Consider the following 21563-nt stretch of genomic DNA (forward strand, 5'->3'; position numbering starts at 1 on the left):
GCCTAGCCGGCCGGCGGCGTCGGCTGGCGGCGCCACGCGGGCCAGGCGCCGACGGTCAGCGCGCGCAGCAGCCATTCGACCGGGCCGTAGGCGTGGCGGCGCAGCCACCACGCCGACAGCGGCAGCTGCGCCAGGAAGATCCCCACGGCGATCGCCAGGCCCGCGCCCGGCGACACGCTGCCCGTCAGGCGCAGGCCCCAGCCAGTGAAGAGGAACGCGCACACCACCGATTGCATCAGGTAGTTGCTCAGCGCCATGCGGCCGGCCGGCGCCAGCGTACGCGCCAGCGCGGCGCCCGGCCGCGTGCGCATCGCCAGCAGCAGCGCCGCGGCGTACGACATGCTCAACAGCGGCGCCGTGAACAGGTCCATGGCCAGGCCCGGGGTTTCCCACAACGGGGACATCGACGGCAAGGCGGTGGTCGCATAGGCGGCGGACCCGGCCAACCCGGGCAACGCCCCCAGCGCGCACAACAGCCACAACGCGCGCGGCTGGCGCCACGGATCGGCCAGCGCCTGGCGCCGGCCCAGCGCGTAGCCGACCAGGAACATGGCGAAGACAAAAGGCCCCTGCACCAGCAGGATGACGCCCCAGATGCTGGTGGTCAGCTCATGCCAATGGCGGGCCACAGTGCTGCCGATGGTGCCGCGATAGGCCTCGATGGCGGCCTGCGAATCGGCCACCGCAACCCCATTGGCGGCGCGGCTCAATTCGACGGTGCCGGCGGGATCGAGCAGGCTCAACGCGCCCAGCAGCGTCCAGGCCAGCGACACCAACCCGATCAGCCACAGCGCGCGGCGCAAGGCGCGCCCCGGATCCATGCGGCGGCACGCCATCAGCACCACGCCCAACGCCGCGTAGGTCAGCAGGATATCGCCCTGGTAGAACAGCACGGCGTGCGCCAGTCCCAGCAACGCCAGACCGAGCAGGCGCCGCAGGAAGCGCGGCCCGAAGGCGGCGCCGCCACGCTCGGCCGCGCTCATCTGCAAGGTGAAGCTATAGCCGAACAGGAACGAAAACAGCAGGTAGAACTTGGTCTCGAACAACCATGCCACCAGCCATCGCATCGCTAGGTCCCACGGCCGCGAGAAGGCGGGGTCGGTAATGCCGTTGGCATAGAACGGCGAGGCGAACACGCCAATGTTGACGACCAGGATGCCGAACAGCGCGAAGCCGCGCAGCGCGTCGACGTGGGCAAGGCGCGGCGGGGCCGCCGTGGCGGCGCCCGCAACAGCGCTGACAGGAGCGTTCAGGGGGACGGTCATGACCGCCCGCCCGCCGTGTCGGGCGTCGGCGGCAGGCAACCCTGCAATGCCGCCTCGAGCAGCCGCCCGCCGGCCGCCGCGTCGAACCGCGGGTCCACCACCGACCGGCTGTAGATGCCGTCCAGCAGCAGCAACAGCAGGTCGGTCATTTCGGACACGGGGCGCGGCATGGCGTCCGGCGGCGCGTCCTGCCATACCGCCGCCAGCAGCGCCGCCAGCGATGCCTTGCGCTCGTCTTCGTTGGCCATGACCAACGTGTGCACACGGGGGTTGCGCACTGCCTCGGCCAGGATCTCCATACCCAACCGCGCGAAACCCGGATCGCGGTACTGCGCGAGGTTCTCGTCGATCCAGCCGATCAACGCGGCGCGCGCATCGCCCGCGACGGCGCCGGCCAGGCGGCGTGCGCGCAACGCGTCGGTGTCGGACGCGATCAGCGCCTCGATGATCTCGGCCTTGCTGGCGTAGTAATGGAACAGGTTGCCGGGACTCATCCCCGCGCGCGCGCAGATCTGCGCGGTCGAGGTGGCATGGAAGCCGTTTTCGGCGAAACACTCGGCGGCGGCGGCCAGGATCTGGCGGCGCCGCTCCTGCTGCCGGGCGGGGTCGATTTTGCGCATGCTGCGTCAGAGATCAATTAATAGACTGATTGATCTATCTATTAAATATCGGGCTCCCGGACAACGTCAAGTCGCGGTTCCGGAAACAAAACGGCGGACCCTGCGGGGTCCGCCGTTGAGAGACATCGCCAACCGGACCGCGATCAGCCCAATACCGGCGACAGCAGCGGCTGCTTGGGCCGCACGTCCAGCGCCCGCCCTTTGCGCGCGCGCTTGCCGACGTACACCGCCAGCGCCGCGCCCGCCAGGATGTCTTCGGTGTGCTTGTTGCGGTAGATGCCCGCCGCGCGCAGGCCGAGCGCGCCGATCGGCACGGTCTGATCCAGCTTGTCGGCGCCGTCCAGCCCCATCAGGATGGTGCCGCGTCCGCCGCCGGACAACGATTTGACCTCGTCCAGCCCGAACACCAGGAACTTGCCCTTCTGCGACAGCAGGGCCAGTTGCGTGGCGCCCTCGAACAGCGGCACCGGACGCAACAGTTCGTCGCCCGCCTCCAGCGTGATGAACTGCTTGCCGGCGCGCTGGCGGCTGGTCATATCCGACAGCCTGGCGGCAAAGCCGTAGCCGCCGCGCGTGGCCAGCAACCAGCGGCTGTCGGCCGCCGCCGCGATGGTGTGGACGATGCGGGTGCCGCTTTCCAGGTCGATCATGGTGGTGACCGGCTGGCCGTCGCCGCGCGCCGACGGCAGGCCGGACACCGGCACCGAATAGACGCGGCCGTTGTCGCCCATGGCGATCAGCGTGTCGGTGGTGCGGCATTCGAAGGCGCCGTAGAGATCGTCGCCCTGCTTGAAGGCGAATTGCGAGGCGTCGTGGCCGTGGCCCAGGCGGGCGCGCAGCCAGCCCTTCTGCGACACGATCACCGTAACCGGCTCGTCCAGCACCTTGGTCTCGAGCACGGCGCGTTCGGCGGTCTCGATCAGGGTGCGGCGATCGTCGCCATACTGCTTGGCGTCGGCCTCGATTTCCTTGACCAGCAGGCGCTTGAGCGCGTTGGGATTGTCCAGCAGTTCCTGCAACGCAACCTGTTCCTTGCGCTTGTCCGCGAGCTCCTGCTCGATCTTGAAGCCTTCAAGCCGCGCCAGCTGACGCAGGCGCATTTCGAGGATGTCCTCGGCCTGGCGCTCGGACAGCTTGAAGCGCTCCATCAGCGCCGCGCGCGGCTCGTCCGATTCGCGGATGGTCTGGATCACCTCGTCCACATTCAGGTAGACCACCATGCGGCCTTCCAGCACGTGGATACGGTCGATGACCTTGTCCAGGCGGAAGCGGGTGCGGCGCATCACGGTGTTGGTGCGGAACGCCAGCCATTCGGTGAGGATGTCGCGCAGGCCCTTCTGGCGCGGGCGACCGTCGGTGCCGATGCAGACCAGGTTGACCGAGGCGCTGCTTTCCATGCTGGTCTGCGCCAGCAGCGTGTTGACGAACTCGTCGCGGTCGACGCGCGAGGTCTTGGGTTCAAACACGAGGCGCACGGCGGCGTCCTTGCCGGATTCGTCGCGCACTGCGTCCAGCAGGTTCAGCATGACGGCCTTGGCCTGCGTCTGCTCCGGCGTCAGGCTCTTCTTGCCGCTCTTGACCTTGGGGTTGGTGATTTCCTCGATCTCTTCGAGCACCTTCTGGCACGAGGTGCCCGGCGGCAGCTCGGTGACCACCAATTGCCACTGGCCGCGCGCCATTTCCTCGAACTGCCAGCGCGCCCGCACCTTGAGCGAGCCGCGCCCGCCGGCGTAGATCTGCGCGATGTCGGCGGCCGGCGTGATGATCTGGCCGCCGCCGGCGAAGTCCGGGCCGGGGATCATGCCGAACAGCTCGGCGTCCGGCAGTTGCGGCTGCTTGATCAGCGCCACGCAGGCCTGCGCCACTTCGCGCAGGTTGTGCGGCGGGATCTCGGTGGCCATGCCGACCGCAATGCCTGAGGCGCCGTTCAGCAGCATCACCGGCAGGCGCGCCGGCAGCATCTGCGGCTCCTGCTGGCTGCCGTCGTAGTTGGGCACGAAATCGACCGTGCCTTCGTCCAGTTCGTCCAGCAGCAGCTTGGCGATCGGCGTCAGGCGCGCTTCGGTGTAGCGCATGGCGGCGGCGTTGTCGCCGTCGCGCGAACCGAAGTTGCCCTGGCCGTCGATGAGCGGATAGCGCAGGGAGAAGTCCTGCGCCATGCGCACCATGGCGTCATAGGCGGCCTGGTCGCCGTGCGGGTGGTACTTGCCCAGCACGTCGCCGACGACGCGGGCCGACTTGACGGGCTTGGCGCCCGCGCCCAGTCCCATGGCCTGCATCGCGAACAGGATGCGGCGCTGCACGGGCTTCTGCCCGTCACCCACGTCCGGCAGGGCGCGGCCCCGCACCACGGACACTGCGTAGTCCAGATAGGCCTGTTCGGCGTAGCGCGCCAGGGTGATGGCGGCATCGCCGCCCTCGTCGGGCGCGGCGTCGAACAAACCTTGTTGATTGCTGTCGGTCATGATGGTTTCAGGTAGACAAATTCATTGAAACGGCGTCATTGGGGACGCGCGGCGCCCAGCAGCTGGGCATCGGCCACGTGCTCGCGCAACTGGGCGCGCACCGCGTCCAGGGTGGCGGCGTCCTGCCCGCGCTTGGGAATGATCACGCCTTGCAGCGTCCCCAGGATGACATACAGATGCTGCGGCGTTTCCTCGACCCGCCGCACGTCGCCCCAGTCGATGCGCCCCGAGGCGTCGGCAATGCTGTCCTCGATGCCGTCGGCGCCGAACACCAGCTGGTGGCGCCCCAGGAACAAGCCGTCGGGCCGCTTGGCCAGCATGCGGCGCGTGTTCATGCGCACCAGTCCCGGCAGCACGAACTCGTAGGCCAGCGCCAGCAGCGCCAGGATGCCCAGGCCCACCGCCAGCCCCTCGACGTACACCGGCAACAGCGCGCCCCAGTTGGGGCCGTGCCCGTCCCAGGTCTGCCAGACCAGGTAGCCCAGCAGGACCACCACCATCAACACCGCGAAACGCAGGTGCGACAGGTAGCGGCGGCGGCGCAGTTCCGGCCGCTTGTACACGTAAGCCGCGAATTCGGCGTAGTCGTCGGCGGTCAGGTCGACCGCCATGGCGGCGGACGGCGGCGGGGACGCGGACGGCGTCATCAGATATCCAGCTCCGCCAGGTTGCCCTTTTCTTCGATCCAGGCGCGGCGTTGCGAGGACTCGCCCTTGCCCATCAGCATGTCGAACATGCGGGTGGTGTCTTCAGGGGTCTGGTCGCCATAGCCCACCGGCAGCAGCCGGCGCGTGTCCGGATTCATGGTGGTTTCCCACAGCTGCTCGGGGTTCATTTCGCCCAGGCCCTTGAAGCGGCTGACCGACCAGCTGCTTTCGCGCGAGCCTTCCTTGCGCAGCTTGTCCTGCGCGGCTTCCAGCTCGCCTTCGTCCAGGCAGTAGATCTTGCGCGCCGGGCGCTTGCCCTGCGCCGGCACGTCCAGGCGGAACAGCGGCGGCTTGGCGACGTAGACGTGGCCGGCCTCGACCAGCTTGGGAAAGTGCTTGTAGAACAGCGTCAGCAGCAGCACCTGGATGTGCGAGCCGTCGACGTCGGCGTCCGACAGGATGCAGATGCGGCCGTAGCGCAATCCCGACAGGTCGGGCGAATCGCCCGGGCCGTGCGGATCGACGCCGATGGCGACGGAGATGTCGTGGATCTCGTTGTTGGCGAACAGGCGGTCGCGGTCGACCTCCCAGGAATTGAGCACCTTGCCGCGCAGCGGCAGGATGGCCTGGAATTCCTTGTCGCGGCCCATCTTGGCCGAGCCGCCGGCCGAGTCGCCCTCGACCAGGAAGACCTCGGTGCGGGTGGCGTCGCTGGATTCGCAGTCGGTCAGCTTGCCGGGCAGCACCGCCACGCCGGAACTCTTGCGCTTTTCGACCTTCTGCGCCGAACGCTGGCGCGCCTGCGCCTGGCGGATGGCCAGTTCGGCCAGCTTCTTGCCGTATTCGACATTGCTGTGCAGCCACAGGTCGAGCGCGCTCTTGGCGAACCCGCCCACCAGGCGCACGGCGTCGCGGCTGTTCAGGCGTTCCTTGATCTGGCCCTGGAATTGCGGGTCCAGCACCTTGGCGGACAGCACGAAACTGGCGCGGGCGAACACGTCCTCGGGCAGCAGCTTCACGCCCTTGGGCAGCAGGCTGTGCAGCTCGGCAAAGCCCTTGACGGCGCCGAACAGGCCTTCGCGCAGGCCCGACTCGTGGGTGCCGCCGGCCGGCGTCGGGATCAGGTTGACGTACGACTCGCGCACCGCGTTGCCATCTTCGGTCCAGGCCACCACCCATTGGGCGCCCTCGCCTTCGGCGAAGGTTTCGTGGTCGGCGCCGGCATATTGCTGGCCTTCGAAGAACGGCACCATCAGTTCGGCGCCCGCCAGCGCCTCGGACAGGTAGCCGCGCAGGCCGTCCTGGTACTGCCAGGTCTTGGTGTCGCCGGTCTTTTCGTTGACCAGCGAGACCTTCACGCCCGGCAGCAGCACGGCCTTGCTGCGCAGCAGGTGGGTCAGTTCGCCCAGCGGGATATTGGGGCTGTCGAAATATTTGGCGTCCGGCCAGACCCGCACGCGGGTGCCGGATTTCTTGCGGCCGCCTTGGTCGTAGGGCGCCAGCGGTTCGGCGACGTCGCCACCCTTGAACACCAGGCGGTTGACGGCGCCGTCGCGCCAGACCACCACTTCGAGGCGGGTGGCCAGGGCGTTGGTGACGGACACGCCGACGCCGTGCAGGCCGCCGGAAAAGGCGTAGGCGCCGCCGCCGGCCTTGTCGAACTTGCCGCCCGCGTGCAGCCGGGTGAAGACCAGCTCGACCACGGGGGCGTTTTCCTCGGGGTGCAGGCCGACGGGAATGCCGCGGCCGTCGTCCTCGACGGAGACGCTGCCGTCGATGTGCAGCGTGACCAGGATCTGCTTGCCGTGGCCGGCCAAGGCCTCGTCCGCGGCGTTGTCGATGACTTCCTGCACGATGTGCAGGGGGTTTTCGGTGCGGGTGTACATGCCCGGGCGCTGCCGCACGGGCTCCAGCCCTTTCAGGACGCGGATGGACGCCTCGTTGTAACGTGGAGTGGCCAAGTTATCCCCAACATCTGTGGAAAAAAACCGACATTTTACGGATAAGCCCAGATTCTGCGCGGCTCCGGGTGGGATGCGCACGACCTGACCAGCTCCGAATTCGGTAGGATGACGATAGAGACACAGCCAGCGGATCCGGGTTCAATGCCCCGGGTCGCGATAACTGCGCCGCGATATCCTACACAAAAGCGGCGAATACTGTTGTTATAAACAGTGGTATGCCTGTTGTTTTTGACAGTGGTATGCTTTAATCCATTCCACAAACAAGAACAACGGCAAGGCGTCCCTCTTTTCGCCTTTTGCTGCCGAACCCGAGAATCACCATCATGAGCGACCAAATCAAGAACGTCAGTGACGCGAGCTTCGATGCCGATGTGTTGAAGTCCGGCCAGCCGGTGCTGGTGGACTACTGGGCTGCCTGGTGCGGCCCCTGCAAGATGATCGCCCCGATCCTGGAAGAAGTCGCCACCGAATACGCCGGTCGCCTGACGATCGCCAAGCTCAACGTGGACGAGAACCAGGGCACCGCCACCAAGTACGGCATCCGTGGCATCCCCACCCTCATGCTCTTTAAAGACGGCCAGGCTGCCGCCACCAAGGTTGGCGCGCTGTCGAAGTCGCAACTCACCGCATTCCTGGACGGCGCGTTGTAAACTGCGTGCTGTGAACGAAGGCGCCGCCCTGGGGGCGGCGCGCATTCAATACCGCGCGAGCCCGTCCGTGGCGCGCCGCCAGAACCCTCCTTTACTTTTCCCCCAACACTCACCGCGATGCACCTCAACGAACTGAAGGCGCTGCATGTCTCGCAGCTGCTGGAAATGGCCGCTGGCCTGGAAATCGAGAACGCCAACCGCCTGCGCAAGCAGGAGCTGATGTTCGCCATCATGAAGCGGCGCGCCAAGCAGGGCGAGCAGATCTTTGGCGACGGCGTGCTGGAAGTCCTGCCCGACGGCTTCGGTTTCCTGCGCTCGCCCGAGACCTCGTATCTGGCCAGCACGGACGACATCTACATCTCGCCGTCCCAGATCCGCCGCTTCAACCTGCACACCGGCGACTCGATCGAAGGCGAAGTGCGCACGCCCAAGGATGGCGAACGCTACTTCGCGCTGGTCAAGGTGGACAAGGTCAACGGCGTGGCGCCCGAGGCGATCAAGCATCGCATCATGTTCGAGAACCTGACGCCGCTGCATCCGAACCAGCCGCTGCGCCTGGAACGCGACATCAAGAGCGAGGAGAACCTCACCGGCCGTATCCTCGACGTCTTCGCCCCCATCGGCAAGGGCCAGCGCGGCCTGATCGTCGCCAGCCCCAAGTCCGGCAAGACGGTGATGATGCAGCACATCGCGCACGCCATCACCACCAACTACCCCGACGCGGTCATGATCGTCCTGCTGGTGGACGAGCGCCCCGAGGAAGTGACCGAAATGCAGCGCACCGTGCGCGGCGAAGTGGTCGCCTCGACCTTCGATGAGCCCGCCACCCGCCACGTGCAGGTCGCCGAAATGGTCATCGAAAAGGCCAAGCGACTGGTCGAAATGAAGAAGGACGTGGTGATCCTGCTGGACTCGATCACCCGTCTGGCGCGCGCCTACAACACCGTGGTGCCGGCTTCCGGCAAGGTGCTGACCGGCGGTGTCGACGCCAACGCCCTGCAACGTCCCAAGCGCTTCTTCGGCGCCGCGCGCAACCTCGAGGAAGGCGGTTCGCTGACCATCCTGGGCACCGCGCTGATCGAGACCGGCAGCCGCATGGACGAAGTCATCTACGAAGAATTCAAGGGCACCGGCAACTCCGAAGTGCACCTGGAACGTCGCCTGGCGGAAAAGCGCGTCTATCCGTCCATCAACCTGAACAAGTCGGGCACCCGCCGCGAAGAACTGCTGATCGCGCCGGACCTGCTGCAGAAGGTCTGGGTGCTGCGCAAGTTCATCCACGACATGGACGAAGTCCAGTCCATGGAATTCATCCTGGACAAGATGCGCGCCACCAAGACCAACGCCGAATTCTTCGACATGATGAAGAAGAAGTAAGCCGTCGCCGCCCGGCGCGCCGGGCGCACGCATCGATTTGGCGAGGATTGCCCCACGGCGGTCCTCGCCAAATGCTTTCAGGGGCGGCGTTTCGAGCCGGCCCGCATTGAATCCACCCAGAGGGGCCCGTCGGCCCGCACACTATCCGCGGCGGCGCTCACGGCCAGCCCGCAACCGATCCGCCGCCCGGCCGTCGTTCAGTGCAACTTGGGATCGGGGAACGGCAGCTTGTCCTGGGACATGCTGGGCTGGGCCTTCCACGTCTTGCCCTGCCTGTAGAAGTCCATCTGGTTTTCGTTGACCGCGGCGCCCATCGTCACCGCCACCGTGCAGGCGACCTGCCCCGGGTGGCTGGCCTGCTCTGCGGCCACACAGGTGCCCAGTTTGACCTCGGACGGGCGCGACAGGCCGGTGCCCGCGAGCATATCAACGATCGCATCCGTCGCCTCGGGAATGGTGGGCAGGACCAGGTCCTGGGCCTGGACCCAGGCGGAAACACTCATCAATGCGACCACCGTTGCCAGGCGGATGCGGGACTTGGCCATGCGTCGACTCCAAGCAGTATCAGGACTGACGGGAGCTTAATGGCCCGCATGCGTTGCTGTCTGTACGGTCTGTATCCCAATGTCAGGAAGAGGCGCGGCCGGATCAGTGCTCGATGAACTCTTCCAGGCTGCGGGGCTTGGGCGTCTGCTTGGGCGCAGGCTTGCCCGAGGCGTCGATCGGGTCGATCTGCGGATCGTCCCAACTACCCGTGACCGCGTATTCCATGGTCATGGCGCGCGCCAGGGGCTGCTTGAGCAGCCATTGCGTGACAAACGCGCCCAGGCCGATCAGAGGGTTGACCGCCAGCGCCGTGACCATCGCCGCGCCGCTGGCATCCAGGTTGGGAATCACCACTGCCTTCAGGTTCCAGCGCTCCAGCACGATGTTGACGTCGCCGGCCAGCACGATGGCGGCGACCGGGCCGTTGATCTTATAGCCCTCGGTCCTGAGCGAGCCATCGGCCAGCTTGACCTGCCCGCGCACGGTGTCGAACGGGAAGCCGTCGCGCAGCAGGTTGGTCGGATTGACGTCGAGCCGCGCCAAGCGCTGCAACGATTGCAGTGACAGCAGCTCCAGCAGGCGCGCCGTACGCGAATTCACATGCATGAAGCGCCCCTTGTCCAGGGTGATCTCGGCATCGCCGATGACGTCGGCGATGTTGTGGGTCCAGGGCAGGTTGCGCCAGGTCACCTTGGCCTTGATGCCGCCGGAGCCTCCCGACACCACGTGCTCTAGGCCGATTCGATCCATGAAACTGCCCACGTTTTCGAACTTGGCGGTGGCGTCCACCGTCAGGCCCCGGTCGGCCCCCTCCAGGCGCCACGCGCCGGTCGCGTTCAGCGCGGCCGCGTCATTGGTGATCGATAGTTTGTCCAGGCGCCACTGCCGGCCGCGCTCCAGATTGGTACCCAGCAGCTGCAGCTCGCCCAGATTCTTGCCATAGAGACGGAATTCCTTGGCCTGCAGGTCGATCGCGGGGATGTCCGACAGATCATTGCCGGACGACAGCGCCTTGTCGGCCTCGTTGCTGTCATCGGCGCCCCCCAGCGCCAGGTGCTTGAGGCGGGCCGTAATCTGGCCGGCGATCGCGCCGGAGGCCTCGCGCCATGACAGCGAGCCCGCGGCCTGGCGCGACTCGATATCGACGCGCCACTGCGCTGGCGCCGGGCGGGTGGCGTACAGGGTCAGGGCGTTCAGCGTATAGCCACTGGTGCGCAGCATCCCGGTCGCCAGGCTGACGCGCTCGGCCGGCGGCAGCAGGGGCCGGGACGCCGAGCGTCCTTTGGCCGCTGGCGCGCTGAAGCCGTCGGACACGGCTTCCCAGGCATCCATGTCCAGCTGCGGCAGGCTGGCGTTCAGGCTCAGGCCGCGATCGGGCAGGCTGGCGGGCCGCTCGATGCCCAGCGCCCCGCGCGCGAAATAGGACGGCGCGGCATCGGCCGGGTCACGCTCGAACAATGCATTGATGTTGTCGCCCAGGCTGGCGGTCAGCCAGCGCCGCCCCTTGTTGCCACGATCCTGCGCGGCGCCCCATTGCAGCTTGAGCGGACGGCTGGATGCCGCCGGCTTGCCCACCGGCGCCGGCATGTCGATCGCCAGGCCGGCCAGATCCGAGTCCAGCGACAGTTCCACCGAACCACCGCGCTGGTAGCCGACCTTGCCCTTGTAGGCGGTCCTGCCCGAGAAACGCGCCATCGCCGGCACGTTGCTGATCTGCGTGAGCCCCGCCCCCGCCAGCACGCCCTCGAAGCGCAGGGCGTCGTTCGGCTGGGTCAGGCTGCCGCTGATCTTGACCGGCCCGCCCAGGAACTGCGCGCGGATTTCCTTGGTATGTACGCCCTTTTCCGAGAAATCCAGGTCGCCGTGCATCTGGCTGAGCAAGGGCATTTCCGGCATGAAAGTGAAGGTATTGTCGGCGAACTGGATCTTGCCCTCCACCTGGGTGTCGTCGGTGTTCATCAACGGCACCTTCAGCTTGAGCGGCATGCGCCAGTTGCCGGTGCCGCGCGCCTCGTCCAGGGCGCCGTCCAGCAGTTGCCCGAGCGGCGAACTGCCGACCAGCGCCAGATAGGCCGGCACCGTGCCGCTGGTCTCGCCGACGACCGTCAACTCGGCCTGGTGCTCCATGTCGGGGATACTGGCGGTCACCGCGCCCAGGGTCACCGTCTGGTCGGGGCCGGTCTGGAACACGCCGCCGCCCGGACTGTCGAGCACCAGCCCGACCTTGTCGACCCGGAAATTGCCCGACAGGTTCTGCACCATCGGCCAGGCCTTGCGGTCCCGGCGTGCCGGCGCATAGTCGACCCGGGCGCCGGTATAGGCGCCCGCGATGACGAATTCGCCCGTGGATCCCGCCGCGCCGAACGGGAATTCGTCCAGGTCGCCCTTGAGGGTGATGGCCGCCGATTCCATCTGGCCGGCCGGCAGGCCGGTCGCCAGCCATTCACGCGCGTCGGCGTTGACCTCCAGCGGCAGATAGCGGTGAATCGCGTTCATGGCGCCGCGCACCAGGGTGCCGCGCATGTCGACGCTGCCGGCCGCGCTCTTGCCCTCCTTGCGCCACTGGCCCTGCAGGCGCACGTCCAGATCGTCATTGGTGACGCGCAGCTGGCTCACGTCGAGAAACCAGTCGCGGGCGTCGACGCCCTTGATGCCGGCATCCAGCACGACCTCGTTGGCGGCCAGTTCGGGCTGCTCGAAGATGCCCGGCAAGGTCACGCGCAATTGCTCGATGCGGCCATTGACCGCCAGGTTCGCCGCCCCCGCGCTGCGCGCCAGCGGCACGCGCTCGCTGTCGATGAAATCGCCCGGCGTGCCTTCGATGCGCGCTTGCGCATAGCCGCCGCGCACCGCCGGCCCGTCGGCGGCCGCGGCCCAATCGACCCCGCGCGCGGCCACGTCGGCCGTCAGGGTGGTGAACTTGCCGTGATCCAGTTGCAGCCAGGCGCGGGCGGTGACGCGCCCCTTGATGTCCGGCGGCGGCATCCAGGGCGCCCAGGCCAGCGGCTCGGCGTCGTCCAGCGCAGCGTAGATCTGGCCGCTCCAGTTGGCGGGGCTGGCGGCATCGCCCGAGAACAGGCTGCGATTGAACTCGCCGCGCAGATCCAGCTTGCGGGCCAGGGCGGGATCGCCATCGGCGCGCAGAGCGAAGCGATGCGACAGGCTGCCGTTGCGCACCAGGAAATCGACATTGCTCAACACCAGTTCGGGCGCCTGGCGCAGTTCGTCCTGCCAGCGGATGCGGGCGCCGTGGATGAGCACTTCGCGCTGCGCGGTCAACCAGCGCAGCGCGGGATGGTTCAGGTCGGATTGGTGATCACCGGCGTTCAGGTCGATGCCCTGCCCCGCCACCCAGAGGCGATTGTCGGCATCGCGCCGCAAGGTCAGCTCCGGCTGTTCCACGCGCAGCCGCACCAGCTTGGGCGACAGCGTCAGCAGGCTGCGCCAGGCGAGCACCGCCGAGACCGAGGGCAGCGTCAGCACCGGTTGCGGCTGGTCGTCGTAGACCTGCACCGAGGCCAGTTCCAGCCTGGGATTGAGGCCTTGCCAATTGGCCTGGATCGCGCCGATCGTGACGCGCGCGCCCAGCGCCTGGCTGGCGTAGGCTTCGATCTGGGGACGCCACTGATCCACGCGCGGCAAGACCCAATAGCGGACGCCCAGGAGCCCGATGGCCACGACGCCGTACACGGTCAGTACCGCCCAGAACAGGCAGCAGAGCACTTTCTTTGAAACAGACACGGATCGGTGGGCAGGAGAATAGTCTTGCGGTATCGTCCCCACTTATACCTGAAACGCGCCCATTCGTCTCCGTCCGATCACCATGTCCACGCCCCCCCTGTTCGCCCCCGCCCTTGCCTGGTCCGGCCACCTGCGCCGCCGACTCGATGCCCACCCGGATCTCGCCGCCTGGCTGGCAGATGCCGTGCAACAACCGGTCACACGTGAGCGGCTGGCGCAGTGGCAGGCGGAGCTGGCCGGCGCCGGCGCGCCGGACATCCTGCCGGTGGAGCTGTGCCGCCAGGTGCTGCGCAAATTGCGCGAGCGCGTCTTCAGCACCCTGATCGTGCGCGACCTGGCCGGCCTGGCGCCGCTCGAGGAAGTGGTGGGCGCGATGACGGCGCTGGCGGACGCCGCGGTCGCCGCCGCCTATCGCAGCGTGGCCGCGGAGTTGGCCGCGGTGCATGGCGTGCCGCGCGACCCGGCCACCGGCCTGCCGCAGGAAATGCTGATCGTCGGCATGGGCAAGCTGGGCGGGGGCGAGCTGAATGTCTCGTCCGACATCGACCTGATCATGCTGTATGGCGAGGAAGGCGACACCGACGGCCCGCGCCGCATCAGCCACCACGAGTTCTACGGCCGCCTGACCCGCCGCATGATGCCGGTGCTGTCCGAGGTCGACGCCAACGGCCAGGTCTTCCGCACAGACTTGCGCCTGCGCCCCGATGGCGACGCCGGCCCGCTGGCCTGGAGCCTGGACGCGCTGGAGCACTACCTGATCGGCCAGGGCCGCGAATGGGAACGCTACGCCTGGCTCAAGGCGCGCCTGATGCCGGCGCGGGCGTTCGAGGGCAGCGACAGCGACGCGCAGGCGCGCCAGCTGGAAAGCCTGCGCGTGCCCTTCGTCTACCGCAAGTATTTCGACTTCGACGCGCTGGCCGCGCTGCGCGCCCTGCGCGAGCGCATCCGCCAGGATTGGCAACGCCGCGCCACCGCCCGCAACGGCATCGACAGCGCCAATAACATCAAGCTGGGCGATGGCGGCATCCGCGAAATCGAATTCGTGGTGCAACTGGCGCAACTGATCCGCGGCGGCCGCATGCCGGCGCTGCAGAAGCGCGGCCTGCTGGAAGCGCTGCACGCCGAACAGGTCGCCGGCCTGGTGTCCGAAGACGATGCCAGGCAACTGGAGGCGGCCTACCGCTTCCTGCGCCGCACCGAGCACGCGCTGCAGTACCGCGAAGACGAACAGACCCACCTGCTGCCGGGCGACCCCGCGCTGCGGGCGGGGCTGGCCGCGGCCCTGGGCATGAGCGCGCAGGACTTCGAAAGCACGCTGGCCGCCCATCGCCAGTTCGTCTCCCGCACCTTCCGCAACGTGTTCCGCATGGTGGGCATGGACAAGGAAGACACGGCCGATGCCGGCGGCGACGCGTCCGCCGACGCCGAAGTCGACGAACAATGCGAATTGGCCGAACAGATCCGCCAAGCCTTCGGCGAACAGGCCGATGACCTGCTGCGCCGCACAGAAACGCTGCTGGGCAGCCATCGCGTGCGCAGCCTGCCGGAAAGCAGTCGGCGCCGCATGGAAACGCTGCTGCCCGCCGCGCTGCGCGCGGCCCGCCAGACCAGTGCGCCGCTGGACGCGGCGGTGCGCCTGTTCGACCTGATCGAGAAGATCGCCCAGCGCAGCGCCTACCTTGCCCTGCTGGCCGAATATCCGGACACCCTGGCGCGGGTCGCGCGCATGGTCGCCGCCAGTCCCTGGGCGGCCCAGTACCTGACGCAGCACCCGCTGCTGCTGGACAGCCTGATCGACTGGCGCACCCTGTTCGAGCCGCTGGATTTCGCCCAGATCGCGCGCCAGTTGTCCGCCGACCTCGACGCCTGCCGCCTGCCCGATGGCGATCCCGACATCGAGCGCCAGATGAACCTGATGCGCGACGTACAGCGCCAGGCCAGCTTCCAGTTGCTGGCGCAGGACCTGGAAGGCGAGCTGACCGTTGAAAAGCTCGCCGACCAACTGTCGGCGCTGGCCGACCTGCTGCTGACGGAAACCATCCGCCGCACCTGGCCGCTGGTGAACAAGGTCGCCGGCGCCACGCCGCGCTTCGCCGTCATCGCCTATGGCAAGCTGGGCGGCAAGGAACTGGGCTACGCCTCGGACCTGGACCTGGTGTTCCTGTATGACGATGCGCGCGAGGACGCCGCCGAGGTCTATGCCAAGCTAGGCCGCCGCATGACCTCGTGGCTGTCCACCATGACCTCGTCGGGACGCCTGTACGAAGTCGACCTGCGCCTGCGTCCCGATGGCGACGCCGGCCTGCTGGCGGTGTCGGTCGAGGCCTTCGAGCAATACCAGCAGAAACACGCCTGGGCCTGGGAGCACCAGGCCCTGACCCGCGCCCGCTACGCCTCGGGCGACAGCGAGGTCGGCCAGCGTTTCGAGCGGATCCGCGAAGCCATCCTGGTGATGCCGCGCGATACCGCCAAGCTGCGCGAGGAAGTGCTGGCGATGCGCGAGAAGATCAACGCCGGACACCCGAACAGCACCGACAAGTTCGATCTGAAGCACGACGCCGGCGGTATGGTCGACGTCGAATTCGTGACGCAGTACCTGGTGCTGAGCCATGCCGGCACCCACCCTCAGCTGGTGCGCAACCTGGGCAATATCACCCTGCTGCGGCTGGCCGGCGAGGCCGGGCTGATCGACCCGTCATTGGCCACCCGCGCCGGCGACGCCTACCGCACGCTGCGGCGCGTGCAGCACCAGATGCGCATGCAGGGCGTGGAAAAGGCGCGCGTGGCGCCGGACCAGTTGCAGGCCGAGCGCGCCGCCGTGCGGGAACTGTGGAACGCGGTGTTGGGCTGAAAAACGGGGGACGCTTGCCGGCGCCTCCCGGCGGGCGTACTGGCCAGGGCGGCAACTCAGCGTAAAATAAGGAGTTTTCCGCCTTACCGCCGGTTTTTCACCATGTCCGAATTCGTGCGCCCCAAACTCGACCTGCCCGCCGGCCGCCGCAAGGTGCTGATGCACTCGTGCTGCGCGCCCTGTTCCGGCGAGGTCATGGAAGCCATGACGGCTTCCGGGATCGACTACGCGATCTACTTCTACAACCCGAACATCCATCCGGTCAAAGAGTACGAAATCCGCAAGCAGGAGAACATCCGCTTCGCCGAGCAGCACGGCATCGAATTCATCGACGCCGACTACGACATGGACAACTGGTTCGAGCGCGTCAAGGGCATGGAAAACGCCCCCGAACGCGGCGAGCGTTGCACCGCGTGCTTCGACATGCGCTTCGAACGCACCGCGCTGTACGCCCATGAACATGGCTTCGACACCATCACCAGTTCGCTCGGCATCTCGCGCTGGAAAGACATGAACCAGATCAACGGCTGCGGCGAGCGCGCCGCCGCGCGCTACGACGATCTGATCTACTGGACCTACAACTGGCGCAAGGGCGGCGGTTCGTCGCGCATGATCGAGATCAGCAAGCGCGAGAACTTCTACCAGCAGGAATACTGCGGCTGCGTCTACTCGCTGCGCGACACCAACCGCCACCGCCGCGCGCAGGGCCGCGAGCGCATCCACATCGGCGTGAAGTTCTACGGCAAGGAAGACCTGATCAACGCGGAAGAGCTTTAAGGCCCGCGCGGGCCCGTACCGCGCGTGGCCCGGCCATCAGGCCGATTCATCGTCCGGCTGGCGTCCCTGGCGCCGGTATTCCGATGGCGACACCCCATAGCGGTTGCGGAACGCGTGACTGAAGCGCGCCGCGTCCGAGAATCCATGACGGAAGGCAATCTCGCCGATCTGCCGCGCGGTCTGCGCGGTATCGGCCAGCATGTCGCGGCAGCGTTCCAGGCGCGCGCCCAGGATGAAATCGGCCGGCGTGGTGGCCGCCTGCGCGAACAGGTTGTACAGATAGCGCCGCGACACGCGCAACGCCACGGCCGCCGTCGCCGGCGACAGCTCGGGATCATGCAGGTTCTCGATCAGGTACTGCTGCACGCGGCGCAACTGCGCCTGCCGCAGTTCGGCGGGATCCTGGGGTCCGCCCCCGCCGGCCCGCTCGCTGATGTCCAGCCCCATCATCTGCATCACCGCATTGGCGGCGTCGCGCGCCGCGCTGTCTGACAGATGCGCGTGTTCGCTCAAGGCCACCCGCAACAGGTCCATGGCCATGCGGCCGCAGCCGTGGCGGGCGCTGAAGCTGCGCGCCACCGCGTTGCGCATGGCGGGCAGCCAGGCCTCGGACTGCTTGCCCGGCACCTGCATCACCAGGAAATGCGCGTTGTCGTCGACATCGACCTCATAAGGACGGGTGGTGTCGTAGATGCCCCACTCACCCGGCATCAGCAGGGCGGTGCGCGCGGCCTGGCGGATTTCGCTGCGGCCGTCCAGTTGCAAGGTCACCTTGTAGCCGGACGCCTCGGCGCGTTCGGCCAGCGTCTTGGTGCGCCGCACGCGCTGCGCGCCGGTGCGCATCTCGCAGATCTGCATCCACCCCAGCGCATCGACCGCCACGCTGCTGCGAAAGTGACTGGGATCGGCCGCCGACACTTCCAGCGGCACGAACGTGTTGCTGATGTTTTCCTTCCAGCTGGCGCAATCCAGGAACTGCTGGGGCGCGCTGCGTACGAGGGGGGGTGACATGGCGACTCCGGCGCGCGGCATGGAACAGGTGGCGATCTTCTTTCTATCACCGAGCCCCGGGCGCGGAGTATCGGTGACAACCCCTACGCGGCGATGCGATGTCCCCCATCGCCCGTTCATGGCCCCAGGCGACGCCCGGCCTCAGGGGGCGCGGGCGCTGCCATACGAATAGTCGGACAAGGCAAATCCCAGCGCCGCCAGCTCGCGCGCCAGGCCGTGGCGCACCGGCACCACATCGTCGTAGCGGTGCGGCCGGGCGGCGGCCACCTCGCTTTCGGTATACGGCTGGAAGCCCGTGGGCAACTGCTCCGGGCTGAACGTGCGCAACAGCCAGTTCAGCACATTGGCCAACTCGGCATTGCTCAACTGCGAGTAGGCCGCGCCCGGGACCCGGACCAGGTATTCGCGTCCGGCCGGCAGGTGCGTGAAGGCGCCCACCGAATTGCGGAAATCGGGAATGCCGTGCGGCGTGCTGCCGCGGCCGTCGACCCGGTGGCAGCCGGCGCATTGCAGCACGTAGTCCGCGCGCGCAGCCTGCCTCAGCGTGTCGGCGCCGGGCACACCATTCGCCGCTGCCAGCGGCCCCGCGGCGGCCTGCGCGGCCGCAGGCACCGCTTCGTCGGCGAGCGCTGCCGCCCCCACGACCGCCGCCCCGATCGCCGCGCAGGCCAGCCCGGCAGCGGCCCCGCGCCACCGCCCTCGCCCGCCGCCCCGTTCCGGCGTGTCCATCATGGCTTCTTCTTGGCCAACCCCACGATCACCGAGGTGGTGCAGTGGAAGATCGACGACTCATTCGACATGCACCAGTTGACGTCGTTGTGCAGGAACATCTGGTAGCCCGGCCGCTCGCGTTCGGCCGAGGCGCACATGCACTTGCCGCAGGCCGTCTTGCCGCAGCAGTCGTTATAGCTGATGAGGTAGTCCTTGCCGTCCAGCGGGTTGTGGCAGGTCCCCACCCACGACACCGCCGACGGCGAGGTGCCGGGCGGGCACGAGGTCATGCTGCCGCCGCAGCACGAGCACAGGAAGCCATCCACCGCGCAATAACGCCAGTAGTCGCAGGCGGTCTCGTCGGTCTGCGGCTTCTTGGCCGCGGCGGGCGCCGAGCGCGCCACCGGCAGCACCGGCACCAGGAAGGCGGTGCCGACCAGCACACGGCCAATGCGGTTGAGCACGCTGCGACGCGACGTGGCGTGGGCGACGGAGCGCGTGGCGCGCTCTCCAAGCTTATCCAACCAGCGCATTGCCGTTCTCCTTGCGTGAAATGCGGGTCTCTTCCAGCGCGCCACCGGCCAGGAATTCCTGCACCGAGGCCACGCCCAGCTCCTTGGCCGTGAACAGGCTTTCCAACTGTTCGCGCGAATTGATCAGGCCCTTGGCGCGGATCACGCCGGACTCGTCGATCAACACCGCGTACGGCAGCTTGCTGATCTGGAACTTCATGCCCAGCTCGGTCGACAGCAGGTAGGGAAAGCGCTCCAGCCCGGCCTGGCGGTAGAACGCCAGATGCTCCGGCATCTCGCCGTCGCTGGCCAGGACGATGCGCAACCACGCGCTTTCCGTGCCGGCCACCGACTTGAGGATCGGCAAGAGCTTCTTGCACACCGGGCAGGTCGGCGACAGGAAGAACAGCAGTTGGCTGTGCTGGCCGCGCTCGCCGATCGTCAGGCGCCGGCCCAGCAGGTCGGCCAGTTCGAAGCGCGGCGCGGCCTCGCCCACCGCCGGCCCCTTGTCCATGGTCAGCGCCCCCATCGGCGCCACGCGCTCGTACAGCACGCCGATCTGACGCGACAGCGCCAGGATGACCAGCAGCAGGCACAACACCACCGCCCACAGCAGAAAATTGGAAATGATCAAGGCTTCCATATCGTGTCGCTCCGTTGTTCCTAGATGTGCAGGTGACGCAGCTTCAGGTGCGAAGCCAGCAGGTGGTTGGCGGTGAAATACAGGGCCACGGCGCTCATCGCCAGGCCGAAGACCGAGGCGGCGTCGGTCCATTGGAGGCTGCGTGACGCGCCCTGCGAGGCGGCGAACACCGGCAGCGTCCACGACGCCAGCAGGGCATTGCGCAGCACCATCCACCAGGAAAGGCCGGCGCCGCGCGCCGCCGCGCCCCGGAAGGCGGGGCCGCCGCAGCCGCAATCGATGTCGCGGCGGCCTCGCGCCAGGTTCAGGGCCACGCCAGCCGTGGCCAGCGCCAACACCAGCAAAGCCAGGCCGGCCCCCGTCGCACGCAGGCCCGGCGCCAGCAGCAAGGCGCCCGCCAGCGCCTCGGCCAGCACATAGCCCCAGGAGAAAAGGCTGGCCAACCCCGCGGGCAGAATGTCGTAGGCGTGCACGGCGGCGCTGAACGCCGCCATGTCCTTGAGCTTTTCCAGCGCGCCGAGCAGCAGCACGCAGGCCAGCGCCGCGCTGGCGGCATAGAGCAGGACGGGATCGGTCATTGCGCGCCTCCCGGCTGTGGTTCGACCTGCAGCGCCGTCTCGCCGGCACCCTGGATTGTGCCCTTGAGCACCGGCGCCGCTGGCGCCGCGTCATAGATGTTGACGTTGCCGCCGTCGATGGTGAACAGGCGCGGCTTGTCGTCCTGCGATACCGACATCGACAGCGCGTTCTTGCCGGGAATGCGCGCCAGCCGCTTGTGCGTGGCCAGGTCATAGACCCAGATTTCGGCGGCCGGCGTCTTGTGCGACCCCTCGGCGCCGTTCGGATGCATGCCTACATACAGCCGCTTGCTGGCGCGATTCACCGCCAGCAGGTTGTAGCCGCCGGGACGCCAGCCGCGATCCTTGCCGGAGGCGTCCAGCAGCGACCAGCGCTCGCCGAAGCGCGCCTCGGCACCGCTGAAATCGGCGCTGTAGACGTTGCCGTTGTACGAAACGAAATAGAAGGTGTCGCCCAACCGGTCGGTATGGGTGAAGATCGGGTCCTTCTCGACCTCGAACATGGGCTTGCTGCGCTGCTGGCCCGAGGGCTTGCCGGCGGCGTCCAGGTCGACCGTGACGAACGAGCCGTCGCCGCAGATGCTGGCGAAGCTGCGCGGCCGCGACGGCGGCACGATGATGCTCCAGCAGCCCGCCGATGCGGTCACTTCGTCGGCGAACTTGCGCGTCTTCAGATCGACCACCGTCACCGACGAGGCCGGCGTGGCGTTCTGTACGAACAGCAGGCCGCCATCCGAGCTCTGCTGCAGGTAGTTGCGGTAATTCAGCGCCTGGGCACGCTTCTCGGGAATCGGCACCTCGTATTTCGGCGTCAACGTCTCGGCGTCCCAGGCCTCGACCACGTCGGTGCGTTTGCCGCGGTTCAGGCGCTCGTAATAGGTGGTCATGATGTAGATGTCCTTGCCGTCCGCCGACACCGTCATGTGGCCGTTGAACGACGAGGGCACCAGCCCCAGGAATTTCAGGGTGTCGCCGTCGTAGATGTTGACGCGGCTGTCGACCAGGTGGTTGAACACCGCGTCCATCACGTACAGCCGGTGCGGGGTGGCGGGGGGCAGGCGGGTGCCGCCCTTGAGCTCCTCGACCGGCAGGTCGGCGCGGGCAAGCCCGGCGGCCGCGGCCAGGGCCGCGCACAGCGCCCATTTGCCGGCCCGGGCGGCCCTCCCGTTGGCACAAAGCGCAATCATTCGATCTCTCCTGCTGTC

The 21563-nt window shown here is 67.8% G+C and carries 17 protein-coding genes; 4 read left to right on the forward strand and 13 right to left on the reverse strand.

Annotated features, from left to right (window positions below; genetic code table 11):
- Positions 1-2: 2 nt before the first annotated feature.
- From AruCF_RS18715 to parE, 5 genes are all read right to left on the reverse strand, one after another.
- Positions 3-1265, reverse strand: coding sequence for a DUF418 domain-containing protein (locus tag AruCF_RS18715; protein WP_049077985.1), 1263 nt, complete (start codon positions 1263-1265; stop codon positions 3-5).
- Positions 1262-1885 (reverse strand): TetR/AcrR family transcriptional regulator, encoded by a 624-nt coding sequence (locus AruCF_RS18720; RefSeq protein ID WP_049075236.1) that lies wholly within the window; start codon positions 1883-1885, stop codon positions 1262-1264. The genes AruCF_RS18715 and AruCF_RS18720 overlap by 4 nt, the downstream gene beginning before the upstream one ends.
- A gap of 143 nt (positions 1886-2028) precedes the next feature.
- Positions 2029-4350: a DNA topoisomerase IV subunit A gene (gene parC / locus AruCF_RS18725; protein WP_049075238.1), complete on the reverse strand. Its 2322-nt coding sequence runs from the start codon at positions 4348-4350 to the stop codon at positions 2029-2031.
- A gap of 35 nt (positions 4351-4385) precedes the next feature.
- Complete coding sequence (locus AruCF_RS18730) at positions 4386-4997, reverse strand: YcxB family protein (RefSeq protein ID WP_049075241.1); 612 nt, start codon at positions 4995-4997, stop codon at positions 4386-4388.
- Positions 4997-6958, reverse strand: coding sequence for a DNA topoisomerase IV subunit B (gene parE, locus AruCF_RS18735; RefSeq protein ID WP_049075245.1), 1962 nt, complete (start codon positions 6956-6958; stop codon positions 4997-4999). Before parE ends, AruCF_RS18730 begins: the two co-directional genes overlap by 1 nt.
- A gap of 326 nt (positions 6959-7284) precedes the next feature.
- Between parE and trxA the strand changes: the two genes are divergently transcribed.
- Both trxA and rho read left to right on the forward strand, forming a co-directional pair.
- Positions 7285-7611: a thioredoxin TrxA gene (gene trxA / locus AruCF_RS18740; protein WP_006218534.1), complete on the forward strand. Its 327-nt coding sequence runs from the start codon at positions 7285-7287 to the stop codon at positions 7609-7611.
- Positions 7612-7728: 117 nt separating this feature from the next.
- Entirely contained in the window at positions 7729-8988 is a 1260-nt protein-coding gene (gene rho, locus AruCF_RS18745) for a transcription termination factor Rho (protein ID WP_006387816.1), read from the forward strand.
- 197 nt (positions 8989-9185) lie between these two features.
- Here the strand turns inward: rho and AruCF_RS18750 are convergent, their stop codons facing one another.
- Positions 9186-9533 (reverse strand): hypothetical protein, encoded by a 348-nt coding sequence (locus AruCF_RS18750; protein WP_049075247.1) that lies wholly within the window; start codon positions 9531-9533, stop codon positions 9186-9188.
- Positions 9534-9636: 103 nt separating this feature from the next.
- Positions 9637-13257 carry a YhdP family protein gene (locus AruCF_RS18755; protein ID WP_144419233.1) on the reverse strand — a complete coding sequence of 1207 codons (3621 nt, stop codon included), beginning with the start codon at positions 13255-13257 and terminating at the stop codon, positions 9637-9639.
- A gap of 100 nt (positions 13258-13357) precedes the next feature.
- Between AruCF_RS18755 and glnE the strand changes: the two genes are divergently transcribed.
- Together glnE and AruCF_RS18765 are read left to right on the forward strand one after the other, a co-directional pair.
- A complete protein-coding gene (gene glnE, locus AruCF_RS18760; protein WP_049075251.1) occupies positions 13358-16126 on the forward strand; it encodes a bifunctional [glutamate--ammonia ligase]-adenylyl-L-tyrosine phosphorylase/[glutamate--ammonia-ligase] adenylyltransferase in 2769 nt (922 codons plus the stop codon).
- 102 nt (positions 16127-16228) lie between these two features.
- On the forward strand, positions 16229-16903 hold the full coding sequence (locus tag AruCF_RS18765; RefSeq protein WP_049075257.1) for an epoxyqueuosine reductase QueH: 675 nt from the start codon (positions 16229-16231) through the stop codon (positions 16901-16903).
- Positions 16904-16939: 36 nt separating this feature from the next.
- On the opposite strand, the gene AruCF_RS18770 is transcribed toward AruCF_RS18765, so the two are convergent.
- The 6 genes from AruCF_RS18770 to AruCF_RS18795 form a co-directional block, all read right to left on the reverse strand.
- Positions 16940-17914 carry an AraC-like ligand-binding domain-containing protein gene (locus AruCF_RS18770; protein ID WP_049075259.1) on the reverse strand — a complete coding sequence of 325 codons (975 nt, stop codon included), beginning with the start codon at positions 17912-17914 and terminating at the stop codon, positions 16940-16942.
- A 141-nt stretch (positions 17915-18055) separates the two neighbouring features.
- Positions 18056-18646, reverse strand: coding sequence for a c-type cytochrome (locus AruCF_RS18775; protein ID WP_437340159.1), 591 nt, complete (start codon positions 18644-18646; stop codon positions 18056-18058).
- On the reverse strand, positions 18643-19158 hold the full coding sequence (locus AruCF_RS18780) for a methylamine dehydrogenase light chain (protein ID WP_049075261.1): 516 nt from the start codon (positions 19156-19158) through the stop codon (positions 18643-18645). Before AruCF_RS18780 ends, AruCF_RS18775 begins: the two co-directional genes overlap by 4 nt.
- Positions 19142-19780 (reverse strand): methylamine dehydrogenase accessory protein MauD, encoded by a 639-nt coding sequence (gene mauD / locus AruCF_RS18785; RefSeq protein ID WP_049075263.1) that lies wholly within the window; start codon positions 19778-19780, stop codon positions 19142-19144. The genes AruCF_RS18780 and mauD overlap by 17 nt, the downstream gene beginning before the upstream one ends.
- A gap of 20 nt (positions 19781-19800) precedes the next feature.
- Positions 19801-20358, reverse strand: a complete 558-nt coding sequence (locus AruCF_RS18790) for a MauE/DoxX family redox-associated membrane protein (RefSeq protein WP_049075264.1) — start codon at positions 20356-20358, stop codon at positions 19801-19803.
- Positions 20355-21545: an amine dehydrogenase large subunit gene (locus tag AruCF_RS18795; RefSeq protein WP_049075265.1), complete on the reverse strand. Its 1191-nt coding sequence runs from the start codon at positions 21543-21545 to the stop codon at positions 20355-20357. The genes AruCF_RS18790 and AruCF_RS18795 overlap by 4 nt, the downstream gene beginning before the upstream one ends.
- Between the last annotated feature and the right edge of the window lie 18 nt (positions 21546-21563).

The organism is Achromobacter ruhlandii (assembly GCF_002082135.1).
GTDB classification, from domain to species: Bacteria; Pseudomonadota; Gammaproteobacteria; order Burkholderiales; family Burkholderiaceae_B; genus Achromobacter; species Achromobacter ruhlandii.

Coding starts and splice junctions, on each gene's coding strand:
- AruCF_RS18715 (WP_049077985.1), bottom strand. CDS start 1,265: ATGACCGTCCCCCTGAACGCTCCTGTCAGCGCTGTTGCGGGCGCCGCC.
- AruCF_RS18720 (WP_049075236.1), bottom strand. CDS start 1,885: ATGCGCAAAATCGACCCCGCCCGGCAGCAGGAGCGGCGCCGCCAGATC.
- parC (WP_049075238.1), bottom strand. CDS start 4,350: ATGACCGACAGCAATCAACAAGGTTTGTTCGACGCCGCGCCCGACGAG.
- AruCF_RS18730 (WP_049075241.1), bottom strand. CDS start 4,997: ATGACGCCGTCCGCGTCCCCGCCGCCGTCCGCCGCCATGGCGGTCGAC.
- trxA (WP_006218534.1), top strand. CDS start 7,285: ATGAGCGACCAAATCAAGAACGTCAGTGACGCGAGCTTCGATGCCGAT.
- rho (WP_006387816.1), top strand. CDS start 7,729: ATGCACCTCAACGAACTGAAGGCGCTGCATGTCTCGCAGCTGCTGGAA.
- AruCF_RS18750 (WP_049075247.1), bottom strand. CDS start 9,533: ATGGCCAAGTCCCGCATCCGCCTGGCAACGGTGGTCGCATTGATGAGT.
- glnE (WP_049075251.1), top strand. CDS start 13,358: ATGTCCACGCCCCCCCTGTTCGCCCCCGCCCTTGCCTGGTCCGGCCAC.
- AruCF_RS18765 (WP_049075257.1), top strand. CDS start 16,229: ATGTCCGAATTCGTGCGCCCCAAACTCGACCTGCCCGCCGGCCGCCGC.
- AruCF_RS18770 (WP_049075259.1), bottom strand. CDS start 17,914: ATGTCACCCCCCCTCGTACGCAGCGCGCCCCAGCAGTTCCTGGATTGC.
- AruCF_RS18775 (WP_437340159.1), bottom strand. CDS start 18,646: ATGATGGACACGCCGGAACGGGGCGGCGGGCGAGGGCGGTGGCGCGGG.
- AruCF_RS18780 (WP_049075261.1), bottom strand. CDS start 19,158: ATGCGCTGGTTGGATAAGCTTGGAGAGCGCGCCACGCGCTCCGTCGCC.
- mauD (WP_049075263.1), bottom strand. CDS start 19,780: ATGGAAGCCTTGATCATTTCCAATTTTCTGCTGTGGGCGGTGGTGTTG.
- AruCF_RS18790 (WP_049075264.1), bottom strand. CDS start 20,358: ATGACCGATCCCGTCCTGCTCTATGCCGCCAGCGCGGCGCTGGCCTGC.
- AruCF_RS18795 (WP_049075265.1), bottom strand. CDS start 21,545: ATGATTGCGCTTTGTGCCAACGGGAGGGCCGCCCGGGCCGGCAAATGG.